The following is an 18,351-nucleotide window of genomic DNA, read 5'->3' as shown; positions in this document are numbered from 1 at the left end:
CCTGGTGGCGCGGCCCTGCTGTTATTGGGTCTTGGCTGCACAACGCATCCGCACGACGGCAGGAACGATGTGCTGGCCATCGGCGACGGCAGCGACAACAGCGTGCGCTTCTTCGATGCGCACACCGGTAACTTGTTGCCGCGGCCCCTGGTCGAGCCAGGCAGCGGGGGCCTGATCGGGCCGATGGGCATCCTGCACGACCGGCCTCGGCGTGAGTGGCTGGTGGTGAACCAGAACGTCGGGCAGCCCTTTCCGGGAGAGATCCTGCGCTATGACGCAGACGGGAACCCCCTTGGGCGCGCTGGTGCCGAGCAGCGACCCCAACGCACCGTGGGCTCCGCGCGGCATGGTCTTGCTGGGCAAAGGCCGCGAACGCATCCTGATCGTGGCCGACCTCGGGGACATCGGCCTGACCGGCAAGCTGCTGGCCTACCGCGTGGTGGGCACGCGCGCGCGCTTCATCGCCAATCTCGATCCCAACATCGACAAGCCCGGAACCACGCCGCCCTTCCACCCGCGCGGCGTGGTGCTGGGGCCGGACGGCTACCTGTACGTATTGATCCGGAACATCCCCGAACCCTGCGGCGGCGGCATCCTGCGCTTCGATCCGAAAACGCTGCGCTACGTCGATACCGTGCTGAGCAATCCGGTCGACTGCAAAGCCAACGTCAACGACCTGCAGCGGCCCGAAGGGCTGGTGTTTTCCCCTGGCGGCGACCTGTACGTCACCAGTCTCTGGCGGTTTCCGGAGCTGTGCGATTGCCTCGACAACAACAAGATCCTGATCATCCCGAAGAAGGAGCTCCGCAGCGGCAAGATCCGCCTTCCGATCAAGCGCATCGACCTGCATCGGCCCGATGAGCCGGTGGTGTTCGCGCAGACCCTCCTGTTCGGCCCGCGCGGCAAGCTCTACGTGGCGATCTTGAATACCGGCGAGGTGCGCCGCTACGACGTCGACACCAAGGCCTACACGAGCTTCGTGCCGCCCGGCGGCGGAGTGGCCGAACCCTGGTGGCTGAGCTTCGGGAAAACGAACGCGGCGACCTTGCAATACGAGGGGCGATAATGAAAAACCGCGGCGCCGGTACAGGACCGGCGCCGCGGTTCGAAGGCTGGCGCAGCAGCACCGGTCAAGCCTGGATTACGGCTTCTTCGCTGCCGCTGCCGATTCCGCCCTCGCAGAATCGTCCTTCGGCCACGCCACGCCGAGCCAGGCGGCGCCCAGCGCCTTCTGCGCGTCGCTCGCCTTGTCCGCGGCCTTCAGCTTGGCCTTGCCTTTCGGCTGCTGCAGCGGGGTGATCTGCTTTTCCACCAGCTCGTCGCGGCGGAACAGGTGAACCGTGAACGGGCCGGTCTTCACCAGCGACATCTTGTCGCCGATGTCCTTGGCGGACACGCGCAGGCCGTTCACGGCCACCAGCGTATCGCCCGAAACCACGCCGGCCTTCCATGCCGGGCTGTCGCGCTCGACGACCGTGACCAGCGCCGGGTCGCTGCCTTCGCGCAGGGTCCAGCCGGCCCACCATTCGGTCTTCTGTTCCTGGTCCTTCGGCACGTCGACCAGCTTCTGCAGGCCGACCTGGGCCAGCAAGGTGTCGAACGGGATCTCGGTGGTGCCGTCCACGTACTGGGCCCACCAGCCGCTCCAGTCCTGGCCGCTCACGCTGCGCAGGGCCGCCAGCACCGCCGGCACGTCGTAGCCGCCCTTGGCGGTCGAGTGCTTCTCGAACAGGATGCGGTGCATGTGCTCGAGACCGCGCTTGCCGCCGGTCTGGCGGCGCAGCTCGATGTCCATCATCAGCGCCAGCACCTGGCCCTTGGAGTAGATGTTGACCGAGGCGTTGCGCGCGCGCTCGCCGCCGACGGCGATCCACTCGTCGAAGCTGGCGTCGGCCGCGCTTTGCTGGAAGCGGCCCGGCTGGTGCAGGTAGTCGTCGATCAGCTTGGCGTAACCCTCGAGGAACTCGTCGCGCTTCTGCAGGCCGGCGCGCAGAACGATCAGCTCGTCGTAGTAGGAGGTGTGGCCTTCGGCGACCCACAGCAGACGGTTGTAGTTCTCGTTCTGGTAGTCGTAGGGCACCATCTCCTTCGGACGGTAGGCCTTGACGTTCCAGGTGTGATAGAACTCGTGCGCGGCCACGCGCAGGAAGTTCAGGTAGTCCTTGCGCGGGGCAAAGGTCCAGCGCGGTTTCTGGATGACGGTGGAGTTGGCGTGCTCGGTGGCGCCGCCGACGCCATCGGTGGCGTGGACGATGAACAGGTAGCGCTGGAACGGATACTGGTTGCCGTACATCTTCGCGGTCTCGACGACGATCTTCTTCAGGTCGGTCATCATCTGCTTGCCGTCGTGGTTGCCGCGGCCCCAGATCGCCAGTTCGATGCTGCGGCCGTCCACCTTGTCGGTGTAGAACTCGTGGATGCCGGTCTCGATCGGCGCGTCGATCAGCACGTCGTAGTTCGGCGCCACGAAGCAGTGGTCGCATGCCCCGCTGTCCATGCCCGAACGCGACTTCCAGCCCTGCGGCACGTCCAGCTTGACCGTCACCTTCTCCTGGCGGAAGGGCGCCGCGTAGACGAACACGCCGCTGGCGTCGAGATAGGCGTGGGTGTCGTCGATGTGGCGGGTGCGCTCGCCCAGCAGGTTGGCGTACAGCTCGTACTGCACCGTTACCGCGTCGCCGGGTTTGGTGCGGACCTGCCAGGTGCCCTTGTCGGTCTTGGCGACCGCCAGCGGCTGGCCCTTGGCGTCGAAGGCCTTGAACAGGCGCACGCCGTTGGCGAGGTTGAGCATGTTGTAGCGGCCGGTGCGCCAGTTCGGCATCTGCACGTCGAGCGTGGTCGCGGTGGTGGCCGGGAAGGTGGCGCGCACTTCGGCCAAGTGCTGTGCCGCATCGGTAATGCGCAGCTGGTAATCGACGTCGGCGCGTGCGGTGGCACTGGCGCCAAGCAGGATCACTGGGAGGGCGTAGGCAAGGAAGGTAGGTTTCATGTCCGCGGTTGGTCTGGCTCTGCTTGAGCTCTGGTGGATATCCGCGGGAGTGTAGCTTAGCTTGCGCCGGACGGACAGTGCATTCTCCAGTATGTACGGGCCTTAGCGCGTGAAGCTCGTGACGACGGCGCCTGGCTCGGCGCGGCCGCCGACCAGGATCGCACCGTCTTCCACCCTGGTGTGAATCAGGCAGGAGCGGCCGGTGGCCTGCCCCTGCCGCAGCGCGATGCCGTGCCCGAGCAGCGCGGTGAGCGCGCCCGCCGCCACACCGGTGGCGCTGTCTTCCAGTGCGGGGTCGAGATGGTTGAAGTTGCGGCCTTCGAAGCGGCCGTCGGGAAGGCGGCACCAGGCATAGACGCCGTTGATGCCGGCTTCCTTGCTCCATGCCGTGATCGCTTCCAGGTCCGGCCGCAGGCCGTGCAGCGTGGCGGCGTCCGGCACTTCGACCAGCAGCTTCGGGCTGCCGACCGAAGCGACCCGCGGCGCTGAAACCGGCACGAAGCCGGGCGCCGCAAGCAGCCGTTCCAGCAGGCCGGCTGCCAGCGCCGGCTGCGCCACTTTCTGCGCCTGCAGGCGCACGAAGCAGGCGTTGCCATCGCGCTGGAGCGCGAGCCGCTGGCCGCGCATCGCCGTCGTCACCGCCAAGGTGGCGGCATCGGGATGACGTGCGAACAGCATGTGCGCCACGGCCAGCGTCGCATGCAGGCACAGCGGGCTGCGCATGTGCGGATAATAGAAATCGACAACCTCGCCGTCCAGGAAAACGCAGGTGGTGTGGCGCGCTTGCGCCAGCGCGCGGCGCGCTTTCTCGTCTGACCGGTCGCCTTCGATGACCAGGGCCGGGTTGCCGTCGCCGGCGTGTTCGCCAAAACAGCTCAGTGCATGAATCCGCATGCGTTTCTCCTTGTCGAGCGGCTCGTCTCGGTTATACTGTGTTTTTATACAGTATTGCCGGTTTGTCCAGCATTGTAGCTCCTTCCTTCACCCCTTGCCGATGACCGATCCGTCCCCGCCGCCGCCACAGGTTTTGCCTCCCTATGCGGAGCTGTTCTGCCTGTCGAACTTCTCCTTCCTCGAAGGAGCCTCGCATGCGGAGGAACTGGTGGCGCGGGCGGTCCAGCTCGATTATTTTGCGCTGGCGCTGACCGACGAATGTTCGCTGGCCGGCGTGGTGCGCGCGCATGCCGAAGCGAAAAAGGCCGGCCTGCACCTGGTGATCGGCGCCCACTTCCACCTGAAGAATGCGGACGGCAGCCCGGCGCTGTCGCTGGTGCTGCTGGCCAAGAACCGCAACGGCTACGGCAACCTCTCCGAATTGATCACCCTGGGCCGCACCCGCAGCGAGAAGGGGACCTATTTCCTCACCCCGGACGACCTGGCCCGCCCCGCGCCCGCATACGCGCACCTGCAGCACATGCCCGACTGCCTGGCGATCCTGCTACCCGCTTATCCCGCGCACGAAGCGGCGGACGTCGACCGCCTGCACCAGCAGGCCGCCTGGATGGCGCACACCTTCCCGGGCCGCGCCTGGCTCGGCCTGGTCCTGCTGCACCGCGCTTTTGACGAGCCGCACCGCGCGACGATCGAAGAGGTGGGCTGGCAGCACGGCCTGCCGATCACGGCGCTCGGCCACGTGGTGATGCACGTGCGCTCCCGCAAGCCGCTGCAGGACACGCTCACCGCCACGCGATTGAAGAAACCGGTGGCCGAATGCGGCTACGGCCTGGCCCAGAACGCCGAGCAGCACCTGCGTTCGCGCCTGCGCCTGGCCAACATCTACGGCCGCGAGGCGCTGGCCGAGACGCTGCGCATCGCGCGCCTGTGCACCTTCTCGCTCGACGAGCTGCGCTACGAATATCCCGAGGAAGTGGTCCCGCCCGGCATCGACGTCAGCAGCTTCCTGCGCCAGGAAACCTATGTCGGCGCGCACCGGCGCTTCCGCGACGGCATCCCGGCCAAGGTGCAGGCCCAGATCGAACACGAACTGGCGCTCATCGCCGAGATGAAGTACGAGCATTACTTCCTCACCGTCTACGACATCGTGCGCTTCGCGCGCTCGCAACACATCCTGTGCCAGGGGCGCGGCTCGGCCGCCAATTCCGCGGTGTGCTACTGCCTCGGTATCACCGAAGTCGACCCGGCGCGCGCCAGCCTGCTGTTCGAGCGTTTCATCTCGCGGGAGCGCAACGAGCCGCCCGACATCGACGTCGATTTCGAGCACCAGCGCCGCGAAGAAGTGATCCAGTACATCTACCGGAAATACGGACGCGAGCGGGCCGCGCTGGCGGCGGTGGTGATCAGCTACCGGCCCAAGAGCGCGCTGCGCGACAGCGGGCGTGCGCTCGGTATCGACCTGGCCATCGTCGAGAAGGTGGCCAAGACCCATCACTGGTTCGACAGCCGCGCCGATCTGCTGGGCCGCCTGGCGGAGGCGGGACTGGACCCGGAATCGCGCCTGGCGCAGCAGTGGGCCACCTTGGCCGACAAGCTGCTGAACTTTCCGCGCCACCTGTCGCAGCACCCGGGCGGCTTCGTCATCGCGCGCGGCAAGCTGTCGCGCCTGGTGCCGATCGAGAATGCCACCATGGCGGAGCGCAGCGTCATCCAGTGGGACAAGAACGACCTCGAAGAACTCGGCCTGATGAAGGTCGACGTGCTGGCGCTGGGCATGCTGTCGATGATGCGCCGCGGCCTGGAACTGGTGGGCCAGCGCTACGGCAACCTGTTCGAGATGCAGGACATCCCGCCCGACGACACCGCCACCTACGACATGATCTGCGCGGCCGATACGGTGGGCGTGTTCCAGATCGAGTCGCGCGCCCAGATGAGCATGCTGCCGCGCATGCGCCCGCGCCGCTTCTACGACCTGGTCATCGAAGTGGCCGTGGTGCGTCCCGGCCCGATCCAGGGCGGCATGGTCCATCCCTACCTGCGGCGCAGGCAGGGCCTCGAACCGATCCATTACCCCAGCGAAGAGATGAAGGTGGCGCTCGAGCGCACGCTGGGCGTGCCGATCTTCCAGGAGCAGGTGATGCAGGTGGCGATCCTCGGCGCCGGCTTCACGCCGGGCGAGGCCGACCAGCTGCGGCGCGCGATGGCGGCCTGGAAGCGCAAGGGCGGGCTCGAAAAATACTACGACCGCATCGTGCGCGGCATGCTGGAGCGCGGCTACACGCTGGAGTTCGCGGAAGCGATCTTCAGCCAGATCCAGGGCTTCGGCGAGTACGGCTTTCCCGAGTCGCACGCGGCCAGCTTCGCGCTGCTGGCCTATGCCAGTTCCTGGCTCAAGTGCCACGAGCCGGCGGCGTTCCTGTGCGCGCTGCTTAACAGCCAGCCCATGGGTTTCTACAGTCCCTCGCAGCTGGTGCAGGACGCGCGCCGCCACGGCATCGAAGTGCGCCCGGCGGACGTCACCATCAGCGGCTGGGATTCGACGCTGGAAGAGCTGCACCCGAGCGAGCGCGCGCGCCAGCCGGCGGTGCGCCTGGGCCTGGGCTTGCTGCGCAGGCTGAAGCAGGAAGCGGCCCTGCGTATCGAAATGGCGCGCGCGGTGCGTCCCTTCGAGAGCGTGGCCGACCTGGCGCGCCGCGCCCAGCTCGAGCGCGGCGACCTGCAGGTGCTGGCCGGCGCCAATGCGCTGCAATCGCTGGCCGGAAACCGGCGCGAGGCCCTGTGGCAGGCGGTGGGGGCGGTGCCCGACCGCGACCTGCTGCGCCCGACCACGCCGCAGGAGGAACTGCCGCAGCTGGCGGCGCCGACCGAGGCCGACGAGATCGTGGGCGACTACCGCGCCCAGGGCCTCACGCTGGGCCGCCATCCGCTGGCGCTGCTGCGCGCAGGGCTGCTGGCCAGGCGCTTCATGCCGGCTTCCACCTTGAACGACTATGCCGACGGCCAGCTGGCGCGCGCCTGCGGCCTGGTGACGGTGCGCCAGCGCCCCGGCACGGCCAAGGGCGTGCTGTTCATGACGCTCGAGGACGAAACCGGGAACATCAACGTGATCGTCTGGCCGACGCTGGTGGAGCAGCAGCGGCGCGAGGTGCTGCATGCGCCGCTGCTCGGGGTGTACGGGGTCTGGCAGAAGCAGGGCGAGGTGCGTCACCTGGTGGCCAAGCGGCTGGTGGACATGTCGCATCTGCTGGGGAAGCTGCGCGCGCCGAGCCGGGATTTTTGCTGAAGCCCGATGGATGCGCGCTTGCCGCGCCGCCACCGGAGCGTTTCGGGAAAAGCCTCGCCGTGCTATCGTGCGCAGCCTGCTGTCGCGTCAATTGAAGAAAGGTTTGATTTGGGTAGTAGCAAGCGCTCACCGTTTCCCTGGAAGGAAAAATTCATCGGCTGGCTTTTCGTCCTGCTTGCCTTGCCCCTCGCGTCGCATACCTTCACGAGGTGCATGGACAAGCTGGCCTCGGCGTCGTGGCCGGCAGCGCATGCCGAGGTCGCGACGATCGATGTACGCAAGCAGCTCAAGTCCGGCGCATGGTGTGTCGAGTTGCGCTACCACTACCGCATCGGTGACGAAGGCTTCTCGTCCAGTCGATGGACGCTGGCGACCGGGGTGGCCTGTTATCGCGACAAGCAGGTCGCCGACGACCTGTCCGGACGATTCCAGCCGGGCACCGGCATCGAGATCCGCTACGATCCGTCTGACCCGCAAAAATCGGTCGTGTATCTTGATGATGTGGATGTGTCGGACTTTATTTTCCTGATACTGGCGACTGTTTTTCTGGCAGCCGGGATATCCTTGCTCAAGGGCGTGAAACTACGTACGGCCATTCCCCAATGAACCAGGACCAGGAGAGCGCATGGACGAACGGACGGCATGGGTGGTGATGGGCGTCAGCGCCTGCGGCAAGAGCGAGATCGGCATGCGGCTGGCGCAGGCGCTCGGTGCGCCCTTCATCGAGGGCGACCGCTTCCACCCGCCCGAAAACGTGGCGAAGATGTCGGCCGGGATCGCGCTCGATGACGAAGACCGGCGCGGCTGGCTGCAGGCATTGCGCGCCGAGATCGAGCGCGCATGGACGACCGATGCGGTGGTCGTGCTGTCGTGCTCCGCGCTCAAGCGCGCTTACCGCGAGGTGCTGCGCGGCGCCGGCGGCAAGGGAAACGATGTGCGCTTCGTCCACCTGCACGGCGAGCGCGACCTCATCGCCCGGCGCATGGCTGCGCGCAGCGGCCACTTCATGCCGCTGTCGCTCCTCGACAGCCAGCTGCGCACCCTCGAGCCCCTGCAGCCGGACGAACGCGGTGTCACGCTCGACCTGGGCGAGCCGCCCGGGCGGCTGGTGGAGCAGGCGCTGGCTTTCCCGTTCGCCTGAGCGCTCAGGCCGCCTGCTTGAGCCAGTCGCGCGGCGCCGCGCCCATCCGTGCGGCGAAGGCGCGGGTGAAGGTGGAGGGGCTGGTGTAGCCCGTCTGGCTGCTGACGAGCTTGACCGGCATGCCCTGGCGCAGCAGCCGGCCGGCCAGGCTCAGGCGCCAGCGGCTCAGGTATTCGCCCGGCGGCATGCCCAGCACCTTGCGGAAATGCTCGGCGAATGCCGCGCGCGACATGCAGGCGACGCCGGCCAGGGAATGCAGGGTCCACGCTTGCTGGGGGCGTTCGTGGATCGCCGCCAGCACCGGTGACAGCTGGCGGTCGGCCAGGCCGGCGAGCAGGCCGGGCGACAGCCTGCCGGTCTCGAATTCGCGCCGGATCACCTGAATGAGCAGGACGTCGCACATGCGGTCCAGGATCAGTTCGCGCCCCGGCGCCGCGCCCGCCGCTTCCCCGAACAGCAGGTCGAGCGTGGCGCCCAGTCCCGCGATCTCGGACAGCGGCATGTGGAGGCAGTGGGGCAGCACCCGCGCCAGCGGATTGGCAACGCCGCCCTCGAACACGATGTCGGCACACAGCAGCGTGGCCGCATGCCCGTGCGGCACCTGCAGGCGGTGGCTGCCGCCGCGCGGGTAGAACACCAGCGAGGGCTGGTCGGCACGCAGCACCGAACCGTCGTCGTGAACGAATTCGACGGGGCCTTGCCGCACCAGGTGTAGGTGGCCGGAGACGCCGTTTTCAAGAAACTGGTTGGCGTCGCAAAAGCTTCCATTGAAAAAAATCCGGGCATTGAAGGCCTGCCGCCCGAGCAGCAAGGAGAGTTTGTCCATGTTTCGTGTTTCCGGCAGTTTCAGACGCAAAGCCGGGTATTCTGGACGATATGCAAAGTTTCCGCATGGAAAAATTTAAGGATTTCGCCGAAAATACAACGCCTTGGCATCCCGCCGTATTTCCAGAATCCTTGCTCTCATGAAGAACTTTCGCATCAAGCACGTCATCACGTCCGTCACGGGCGCCCTCATTGTCGTGACCATGGCGGTTGGCAGCCTGGGTTACAACGCGACCCAGCGTGCGGTCGACCTGCTCGAGAACACGGCCCTGTACGCCGCGAAGCAGCAATTGACCCTCGCGAACATGGTCCATCGCATGGAAAGCAACCGCAGCCAGGTATTGCAGGCGCTCCAGCACAATCCGGAGAGCAAATATGCGGCGATGCACGACCATCCATTGGCAAATCATTTCAACAACATCGCCAGCAACACGGCCGAACTGGAACAGGAACGCGACGCCTTGCTGGCATCGCTGCGCCGTCCTGAAATCAAGCAAGAAGTGGCGCGCTGGCAGGACGCCAGCCAGGGTTTCGGCGTGCAGATGACCCGCGATGCGGTACGCGCCCTCGAAGCCGGGGACTGGGACCTCGCGCAATCCATCCTGATCAAGCAGATCAACCCGACTTACCTGAAGGGCCAGAACGCATACAAGACACTGCAGGACGACATGAGTGCGCGCAACCTGCAGCAGAGCGAAGCGCTGCACGCCGAACTGCGCCAGCTGAATCTGCTGACGATCGGCGCCATCGTGCTCGCGGTTCTGCTCGCAGCGGCTGCCACGGTCTACCTGGTACGTGCCATCACCGGTCCGCTTGGGACCGCCGTCGGCCTGGCGCGACGCGTCGCCGATGGCGACCTGGGCGCCCGCATCGAGGTCGACAGCCGCAACGAATTCGGCCAGCTGCTTGCGGCACTGCGCGACATGACCGCCAGCCTGGCCGGCATCGTCGGTGAAGTGCGCAGCGGCAGCGACGTCATCGCGACCGCATCCAGCCAGATCGCCGCCGGCAACATGGACCTGTCCTCGCGTACCGAGCAGCAGGCCAGCGCCATCGAGGAAACCGCGGCCTCGGTAGAGGAATTGACAACGACCGTGCGCCAGAACGCCGACAACGCGCGCCAGGCCAACGACCTGGCCGCCGCGGCCTCCAATGTGGCCACCCGCGGCGGCGCGGTCGTCGCCGAAGTGGTGGACACGATGGGCGCGATCAACGATTCCGCGCGCAAGATCGTCGACATCATCGCGGTCATCGACGGCATCGCTTTCCAGACCAATATCCTGGCCCTGAACGCGGCCGTGGAAGCCGCGCGGGCCGGTGAACAAGGCCGCGGCTTCGCGGTCGTCGCCTCCGAGGTGCGCAACCTGGCGCAGCGCTCGGCCAGCGCCGCCAAGGAAATCAAGGCCTTGATCACCGACTCGGTGGACAAGGTGGACAGCGGCAGCCGCCTGGTCGGCCAGGCCGGCGCCACGATGGACGACATCGTGCAGAGCGTGCGCCGCGTGGCCGACATCATGGCGGAAATCACCGCCGCCACCAGCGAGCAGAGCGCCGGCATCGAACAGATCCACCAGGCCATCAGCCAGATGGACCAGGTCACCCAGCAGAACGCAGCCCTGGTCGAGGAAGCGGCCGGCGCCGCCCAGTCGCTGCAGGAAAGCGCTGCCGGCCTGGCGCGGCAGGTGAGCGTGTTCCGCGTGGACGAGGACGCGCGCCCGAACGCGGCCGCCGTCCAGGCTCCGGCCATCAGGAAAGTGGCCGGCCCGGCGCAGCTGGCCTGGGCCGGAAGCTGAAGCGGGGGGGCGGCGCTGTGAGTTTCCGAGGCTTTTCGGCGCCCGCCATCTGCTACGCTGCCGGAATCACATCGATTCCGAAGGCAAACATGGCAATCAAGCAGCAGTGGACCCTCCTCCTGGCGCTGGCGGCATCCGGCGCCTGCGCCGTCGAGGCGCCGATCCAGAGCGTCACCCTGTATCCGGGCAGCGCCACAGTGGAGCGCCTGGTCCAGGTGACACCGGGCATGACCCAGGTCGAGATCACCGGCCTGCTGGCCAACTTCAATACCGACACCGTGCGCCTGCAGGCCGATCCGGGCATCCAGGTCGGGCAGGTCCTCACGCGCGACCAGCGCGCCGCCGACAGCCCGAGTCCGCGCCAGGCGGAACTCGAAGCGAAGATCCAGGCGCTGCAGGACCAGGTCGCGCTGGTCGATGCCGAGATCAAATCGTCGCAGCTGGTGCAGGGCTACCTGGAACGCCTGGGCGGCGAGAACGCCAGCGGGCGCGCCGGACCGGGCGACCCCAAGGCCTTGCTGAGGACCCTGGACGCGATCCGCAAGGGCGGCAGCGAAGCCCTGGCACGCATGCACGAGGCCGAGGTGAAGAAGCGTGCGCTGACCAGGCAGCTGGAAGCCCTCAAGGGCGAACTCGCCAAGGCCCAGGCCAGCACGCGCGACAGCCGCAGCATGACGGTGGCGGTTGCGGTACGCCAGCCCGGCAAGATCCTGCTGTCCTACCAGGTCAACCGCGCCGGCTGGAAGCCGGCCTACCGGGCCACGCTGGACTCGAACACGTCCACGGTGGAACTGGAGCGGATGGCGGCGATCTCGCAGAAGACCGGCGAGGACTGGAGCCGGGTCAGGCTGCGCCTGTCGACCGGCCAGCCGAACCTGACTGCCCAAGCGCCCGATCCGCAGCCCTGGCTGCTGACCCACCTGCCGCCGCAAGCGCAGGAAGTGCAGGGAGCGCTGCAATTTCGTGCCCGCTCGTTCGCGCCAGCCCCGCCGCCGGCGCCCAGGGCCGTGACGGTCACCGGTTCGCGCATCGCCGCCGACGACTACATCGCGCCGGTCATCGAGACGCAGGGCAGCTTCACCACCGAATTCGAGGTGCCGGCCCGGGTCGACCTGGCCTCGGACGGCCGCGAGATCTCGGTCGGCCTGGTCAGGCAGACCCTGGGAGTCAGGCAGCTGGTGCGGATTGCGCCGCGCGAGAACAAGGATGCCGCGGTGCTGACCATCGACGCGGCGCGGCCCGACGGCGTCTGGCTGCCGGGCCAGGTGCAGCTGCGCCGCGACGGTTCCTACGTGGGCGCCCTGCACTGGGATCCCCAGGCCAGCGAACGCTTCACGATGGCCTTCGGGCGCGACCCCTTGATGCGCGTCACGACCGAGCGCCGCAACGAGAAATCGGGCGAGGCCGGCTTGTTCAAGCGCGAGAACCAGAAGCGCATCGCCGACACCTATGTGGTGACGAACCTGCACCGCCAGCCGATCGATATCCTGGTGCTCGAGCCGACCCCGGTCAGCCAGTCGGACAAGATCGGCGCGAAGATCTCCCTGAGCCCCGAACCGACCGTCAGGGACTGGCAGCAGCGGCGCGGCGTGGTCGGCTGGGAGCGGAGCCTGAAGCCGAACGAGACCGCCCGCTTCGACGTCGATTACGTGATCGACTATCCGAAAGAGGGAAGCGTGCAGGGCCTGCCGTAAGGGGATGCATGCCCCCGGCCGCGGCCTTGCCATCGCCGCCGTGCCGGATGCAGGCGCAACTCGCGCTCACTGCTGCGCTACGGGCGCGGCAGCGCTTTCCTCAAGGCCGGACGCCGGTTCGGCAAACTCCGCATACACCCAGTCTCCGCCGGCGCGCACCACACCCTCGGGCGGCGTGCGCTCGCGCTGGGGCGTCCCGGCCAGCGCCACCCGCATGTAGTCGACCCACACCGGCAAGGCCAGCGTGGCGCCGAATTCGTTGCCGCCGAGCGAGCGCGGCTCGTCGTAGCCCATCCAGGCCACCGCCACCACATTGGCGCCATAGCCGGCGAACCAGCCGTCGATGGCATTGCTGGTGGTGCCGGTCTTGCCCGCCAGGTCGGTCCGGTTCAGGAGGCGCGAGGCCCGGGCGCCGGTGCCGATGCGCGCCACGTCGCGCAGCATGGAGTCGAGGATGAAGGCATTGCGGGCGTCCAGCACGCGCGCGCGCTCCTGCAGCGGGCGCGGCTTGCCGCTGTCGAACAGCAGCTTGCCGTCGCGGTCGTGGAAGCGCATGCCCAGGCTGGGTTCGACCCGGTAGCCGCCGTTGGCCAGCACCGCGTAGGCGCCGGCCATCTGCAGCGGCGTGACCGCGCCGGTGCCGAGGGCCAGGGTCAGGTTGCTGGGGTGGCGCGCCATGTCGAAGCCGAAGCGTCCCAGGTGTTCGCGCGCGTAGTCGACGTCGAGCGTGCGCAGCATGCGCACCGTCGGCACGTTGCGCGAGTGCGTGAGCGCGTGGCGGATCGTGACCGGTCCTTCGAACAGGCCGTCGTCGTTGCGCGGCGACCAGTTGGCATAGGCCTTCTCGCCTGAAAAATCGAGCGCTTCGTCGAGGATGGTGGTGCCGGGGAAGAAGCCGCGCTCCAGCGCCGCCGAATACACGAAGGGCTTGATGCTCGACCCCGGCTGGCGCCAGGCTTGGGTCACGTGGTTGAGTTTCTGCAACTGGTAGTCGACGCCGCCCACCATCGCGCGCACCAGGCCGGTCTGGGCGTCGATCGCGACGAAGGCCGAGGCCACTTCCGGCAGCTGGGTGATGGCCCAGCCGTCCTTGCCCGAGGCGGCGATGCGCACCACGGCGCCCGGCGCCAGCTTGAGGCCGGCCTTGGCGGAAGGCAGGAGGGCAGGGGCGGCGAAGGCGAGCCCCCCGGCCTTGATCTCGATGGTGTCGCCGTCGCGGGTGAGGACGCGCACCCGCTTGGGCGAGGCCGCCAGCACTACGGCGGGCGTGAAGCCGCTCACCGCGGGCCGCTTCTGCAGGGCCTCGTTGACCGCCTCTTCGCGCTTTTGTTCCGCTTTCGGCAGCACGATGCGGGCCTCCGGTCCGCGGTAGCCGTGGCGGCGGTCGTAGGCAATGGCGTTGCGGCGCACCGCCTCGTACGCCGCGAGCTGCTCGGCCGCGTTGATGCTGGTGGTGACCGTGTAGCCGTGCTCGTAGGCCGCCTGCCCGAAGCGCGCATGGGCAGCCTGGCGCGCCAGCTCGGCGACGTATTCGGCGCCCGCGCCGGGGCCGCCGCCGTCGCGCCGTACGCGTAGCGGTTCGGCCAGCGCCTGGCGGTATTGCGCCTCGGTGATTCTCCCCAGCGCCAGCATGCGCTTGAGGACCACCTGCTGGCGCTGCTGCGCGCGCTCCGGGTTGGCCACCGGGTTGTGGCGCGACGGGTTCTGCGGCAGGCCGGCCAGCATCGCGGCCTCGGCCAGGCTCAGGCTCGACAAGGGCTTGCCGAAATAGGTGCGCGCCGCGCTGGCGAAGCCGTAGGAACGCTGGCCCAGGTAGATCTGGTTCATGTAGACCTCGAGGATCTGGTCCTTGGACAGGGCCTGCTCGATCTTGTAGGCCAGGGCGACCTCGGTCAGTTTGCGCGGCAGGGTCTTGTCGCGCGACAGGAAGAAGTTGCGCGCCACCTGCATAGTGATGGTGGAGCCGCCCTGGCGGAAACTGCCGAGCGACGCCAGGTTGGCCTTGGCGGCGCCCAGCGCGCGGATCCAGTCGATGCCGCTGTGCTCATAGAAGCGAGAATCCTCGATCGCCAGCACGGCGGCCTTCATCAGGGGAGGGATCTTTGCGATCGGCACGAAGTCGCGCCGTTCAAGGCCGAACTCGCCGATCAGGACCTTGTCGGCCGAGTACACCCGCAGCGGGATCTTCGGCCGGTAGTCGGTGACGGCGCTGATGTCGGGCAGCGGCACTTCGTCCAGGACGCCGGCGCGCGCGGGCAGGACGGCCGGCAGCAGCAGGGCGGCAAATACGGCGGCACGCGTCGTCGGGTGGAGCGGGAATGGCTGGTACATGGGGTTCGTCTGGGTTGGGTTGAAGGCGGCGCCGATCATAGCGCCCTTGCTTGGCGGGCGCATCCGCAACCGGCAAGGTAGCGCCGCCTGCCTTGGCAGGGCTCGGCTGGCGCTACCTCAGTCCAGCCCCAGCCACTTGTGGTAGGAGCCGTAGTGGTGCACCACGAAGCCTCCGAACGAGGGCATGCTGCCGACGGCAGCGCGGGTCTCGTCCAGTTCGCGCTCGAGGTCCGGCTCGCGCAGGTGGTGAAAGGACACTTTCTTGATTGCGTTGGGCATGGTCTCGACGCCGATCAGCACGCGGCGCCCGATGGCTTCGCCGTACTGCAGCTCGTCCATCGCATGGCTGACGATGCCGTCGCCGCCTTCGGCGCGGTCGCGGTAGTCCATCAGCGCCACGTAGTCGTAGGTGTCCTGCACGTGCTGGCTCACCGGCTTGCGCCTGCCTTTCCACTCCAGCTGGATGCCGTCCAGCCAGAATGGAATCGCCGGCCCGACCGGCAGCGACTGGCCGGAGGCACGTACGGTGCGCATCAAGGCGTCCGACATGTCGAGGAAACCGGCCAGCAATTCCATCTTGCGCGCCGACCATTCCGGCAGGATGTGCGGTTCGATGTCGACATTGACGCCGTCGAAGCGCTCTTCCGGCGCCGCCGTGCGGTTGTAGTCGAGGACGCGCTGCAGCATTGCCACCGCATCCGCGTGGTGCCTGGGCAGCACGTAGCGTTCGGTGTGCAGGTAGGCGGAGCCGAGCAGGGCGTAGACCCGCAGGTCCGAGGCATGCAGGCGCCGGACCAGGCGTCGGTACTGGGCCGGGTTCGACACGATCGGGTTGCCGCCACCGAAGGCGTCGGCATACAGGAACACGGTCTGCACCGACTTCGTTTTCAGGAAGGCGATGGCGCGTTCCGTCGCGGCCGGCTGCTGCAGCATGGCGCTGCTGTCTTCTTCCCAGGTCCAGATCGCGCGCGGAGCGGCTGCATCGGAGGCATGGGCGGCACCGCAGGCGCAGGCCAGCATCAGCGCCAGGCAGGCGAGGGTATGCTTCACAGTTTCAGTTCCACGTGGTATTGACCGACGCCGATCGCGCGGCCGGTGTCGGGATGGGAGGGGATCACGGAAATGTAGTAGGTGCCGGACGGGAGGCGCGGCAGGTTCGCGCGCAGCGTGATCGAGGCCGACTCGCCTGCGCCCAGCCGGCGCGCCTCGCCGGTGGTTTCGCCGATCTCGACACCATGCGCGTCGGCGATGACGAGCAGCGGTGCAAAGGCGCGCGACTCGGTGGTGGCGCTGTTGCTGAAGGTGGCTTCGATCGCCAGGCGCTTGGCGTCGGGACGCGGGCGCAGGCCGCGCACGGCGACGTCACCCGCCTGCTGTACCAGCGGCGTGCTGTGCAGGCTGCGCTCGCCGCCCCAGCCGGCGAGCGCTCCGCCTTCGGGCGCCAGCGCCGTGCTGGTACCGGCCTGGCGATTCGCCTTCAGGAAGGCGTGGAACTGGGCCTGCGCCAGCGACAGCGCCGCCGGATTGTCGGCGCGCTCGGTTTCCATGCCGTCGCCGAGCATGTACAGATTGCCTTGCGCGAGATAGGCCGTGCCGGAGACGAAGTCGCTCATCTCGGTCCTGGTCTGCTTGAGCGGGATCGCGTGCAGGTTGCGGAAGCTCTTCTCGGTGTCGAGTCCGGTGCCCAGCCAGGTGACCTGGCGCGGGGCCTTCAGGCCATAGTCCTTCGACAGCCAGGCCAGCAGCGAGGGAGCGATGTCGAACTGCGAGGACACCGACTTGACCGACCCTGGGGCCTTGAGCAGGGGGGAATGGATGATCAGCGGTACGTGGTAGCGCTCGATGCGGGTGTCCATCGGCAGCTCGGGCAGGCGGTGGTCACCGGTGATGACGAACACGGTGTTGGCGTAGCCGGGCAGGGTCGAGGCCTTCTCGAAGAACAGGCGCAGCGCGTCATCGGTGTACAGGATGCTGGCGAACACCTCGCGCTGGGCGCGGTATTCCGGCCGGTCGCGCAGCCCCAGGCGCGCCACGTGCGCATCGACCCGCTGCAGGTAGGCGTCCTTGCCGGGAAAGGTGAAGGGCGTGTGCATGCTGGTGGTCTGGATGATGGTGGCGTAGGGCGCCGCCCTGGCTGCCGCTTCGCGGCGCAGCGCCATGTCCATCAGGTCGCGGTCGGCATAGCCCCAATCGTTGGCGCGTTGCGTATCCGGGCCGTAGTCCTTCTCGCTGACGATGCTGTCCACACCCTGGCGGCGCAGGAACAAACCTTCGTTGTCGAACTCCATGTTCGAGCCCGAGTAGAAGCGCAGGTCGTAGCCCTGTCCCTTCAGGATCGACAGGAGCGAATCGTGCCGTGGCATGCGCTCGCCCAGCGCGGCCAGACCGTGTTCGCCGAAGGGCAGCGAACCGAAGATCGTGGTCAGCACGCCGAAAGTGCGGCCCTGGCCGGAAAGGAAATTTTCGAAGTAGAGGCTGCGTCCTGCCAGCTCGTCGAGGAAGGGCGTGAAGCTGCCGAGGCGTGCCCCGGGACCGGAAAAGCTGCGGCCCAGGCCTTCGACGATCACGAACACCAGGTTCGGCGGCGCGTCGGCGCGGCGCAGCAGTGGTCCGAGGGTATCGGGTGTTCGCTCGGCACGCAGGAAGGGGTAGTGCGGGTCCTTGCCGTCCCACGGCGCCTGGCCCTGCAACGTCCCGTGGTCGCTGGCCTGCGCCGCTTGGCCGCGCAGGCCAGCCAGGTTGCTGTCGGCGAAAAAGGCGGCCTTGTTGATGACGAAGCCCAGGTCGGCGTCGGTGTGCACCACGGCCGGCACCATGCGCGCCGGCAAGAAGGCGAAGGCCGCGAGGCTGGTCGCCAGCGCGATACCCGCCATGCGCCCGCTGGCGCGCGGCCACAGTTCATGCCGTGACAGCAGGAGCACGCCCCACAGTACACCCAGGCCGAGCACCAGGGCGGCCAGCAGCAGCGGGCTGGCCTGCCAGCCGCTGGCCATGACGGTCGCGACTTCGTCGCCGCTGTAGGCGAACAGGTCGGCGCCGAGCGGCACGCCCGCCACCCAGTGGTACTGCAGCAGCGCCGCATCGGCGCACAGCAGCGCACTCCACAGTGTACCTAGGCAGGCGATGCGCAGGCGCTGCGAGGCGATGAAGGCCAGCGGTAGGGAGCCGAGCAGGAACACGAAGCCGTAGCGCAGCAGCGACAAGGTGTCGTTGCCGATGCCGACGCCGAACAGGGTCGAGTGCGGCACGCCGGCGGCTGCGGCATGGATGGCCTCGGCGATGCGCAGGCACAGCCAGGCGAGCATCAGTGCCGGCAGCGACGACAAGGTGAACGCGGCGGTGTCGAGGGCTGCTTTCAGTGCGGCTTGTAGCCGCTGGCGGACAGGCAGGCCTTCCATGGC

Annotated in this window: 12 protein-coding genes; 6 read left to right on the top strand and 6 right to left on the bottom strand. The window is 67.9% G+C overall.

The features are described 5' to 3' along the window. The first annotated feature begins 271 nt into the window (after window positions 1–271). The gene (locus MasN3_RS19925; protein ID WP_281909587.1) at window positions 272–1,066 is read left to right on the top strand and encodes a hypothetical protein; all 795 of its coding nucleotides are present in this window, start codon (window positions 272–274) and stop codon (window positions 1,064–1,066) included. 75 nt (window positions 1,067–1,141) lie between these two features. On the opposite strand, the gene MasN3_RS19920 is transcribed toward MasN3_RS19925, so the two are convergent. Together MasN3_RS19920 and MasN3_RS19915 are read right to left on the bottom strand one after the other, a co-directional pair. Next, a complete protein-coding gene (locus tag MasN3_RS19920) occupies window positions 1,142–2,989 on the bottom strand; it encodes a M61 family metallopeptidase (RefSeq protein WP_281909586.1) in 1,848 nt (615 codons plus the stop codon). 102 nt (window positions 2,990–3,091) lie between these two features. Then, window positions 3,092–3,883, bottom strand: a complete 792-nt coding sequence (locus MasN3_RS19915) for a PhzF family phenazine biosynthesis protein (protein ID WP_281909585.1) — start codon at window positions 3,881–3,883, stop codon at window positions 3,092–3,094. A gap of 100 nt (window positions 3,884–3,983) precedes the next feature. On the opposite strand from MasN3_RS19915, the gene MasN3_RS19910 reads away from it, so the two are divergent. The 3 genes from MasN3_RS19910 to MasN3_RS19900 all read left to right on the top strand — a co-directional run bounded on the left by MasN3_RS19910 (window position 3,984) and on the right by MasN3_RS19900 (window position 8,307). Then, window positions 3,984–7,166, top strand: a complete 3,183-nt coding sequence (locus MasN3_RS19910; protein ID WP_281909583.1) for an error-prone DNA polymerase — start codon at window positions 3,984–3,986, stop codon at window positions 7,164–7,166. A 213-nt stretch (window positions 7,167–7,379) separates the two neighbouring features. Beyond that, window positions 7,380–7,772: a DUF3592 domain-containing protein gene (locus tag MasN3_RS19905; RefSeq protein ID WP_441904921.1), complete on the top strand. Its 393-nt coding sequence runs from the start codon at window positions 7,380–7,382 to the stop codon at window positions 7,770–7,772. 19 nt (window positions 7,773–7,791) lie between these two features. Next, window positions 7,792–8,307, top strand: coding sequence for a gluconokinase (locus MasN3_RS19900; protein WP_281909579.1), 516 nt, complete (start codon window positions 7,792–7,794; stop codon window positions 8,305–8,307). Between the two features lie 4 nt (window positions 8,308–8,311). Here MasN3_RS19900 and MasN3_RS19895 read toward each other — a convergent pair whose 3' ends face one another. Continuing rightward, window positions 8,312–9,133, bottom strand: coding sequence for an AraC family transcriptional regulator (locus tag MasN3_RS19895; protein WP_281909577.1), 822 nt, complete (start codon window positions 9,131–9,133; stop codon window positions 8,312–8,314). Between the two features lie 139 nt (window positions 9,134–9,272). On the opposite strand from MasN3_RS19895, the gene MasN3_RS19890 reads away from it, so the two are divergent. Both MasN3_RS19890 and MasN3_RS19885 read left to right on the top strand, forming a co-directional pair. Then, on the top strand, window positions 9,273–10,925 hold the full coding sequence (locus MasN3_RS19890) for a methyl-accepting chemotaxis protein (protein ID WP_281909576.1): 1,653 nt from the start codon (window positions 9,273–9,275) through the stop codon (window positions 10,923–10,925). 89 nt (window positions 10,926–11,014) lie between these two features. Further along, window positions 11,015–12,619, top strand: coding sequence for a mucoidy inhibitor MuiA family protein (locus MasN3_RS19885; protein ID WP_281909574.1), 1,605 nt, complete (start codon window positions 11,015–11,017; stop codon window positions 12,617–12,619). A 66-nt stretch (window positions 12,620–12,685) separates the two neighbouring features. Here MasN3_RS19885 and MasN3_RS19880 read toward each other — a convergent pair whose 3' ends face one another. The 3 genes from MasN3_RS19880 to MasN3_RS19870 all read right to left on the bottom strand — a co-directional run bounded on the left by MasN3_RS19880 (window position 12,686) and on the right by MasN3_RS19870 (window position 18,348). After that, window positions 12,686–14,950, bottom strand: a complete 2,265-nt coding sequence (locus tag MasN3_RS19880; protein WP_281909573.1) for a penicillin-binding protein 1A — start codon at window positions 14,948–14,950, stop codon at window positions 12,686–12,688. A gap of 117 nt (window positions 14,951–15,067) precedes the next feature. Then, window positions 15,068–16,000, bottom strand: a complete 933-nt coding sequence (locus MasN3_RS19875; RefSeq protein ID WP_281909571.1) for a hypothetical protein — start codon at window positions 15,998–16,000, stop codon at window positions 15,068–15,070. Then, window positions 15,997–18,348, bottom strand: a complete 2,352-nt coding sequence (locus tag MasN3_RS19870) for an LTA synthase family protein (RefSeq protein ID WP_281909570.1) — start codon at window positions 18,346–18,348, stop codon at window positions 15,997–15,999. Before MasN3_RS19870 ends, MasN3_RS19875 begins: the two co-directional genes overlap by 4 nt. Window positions 18,349–18,351 lie beyond the last annotated feature (3 nt).

The organism is Massilia varians, assembly GCF_027923905.1.
Lineage (GTDB): Bacteria > Pseudomonadota > Gammaproteobacteria > Burkholderiales > Burkholderiaceae_D > Telluria > Telluria varians_B.
Note: the sequence above shows the minus strand (reverse complement) of the source record. Positions and strands in the feature narration are given on the sequence as shown.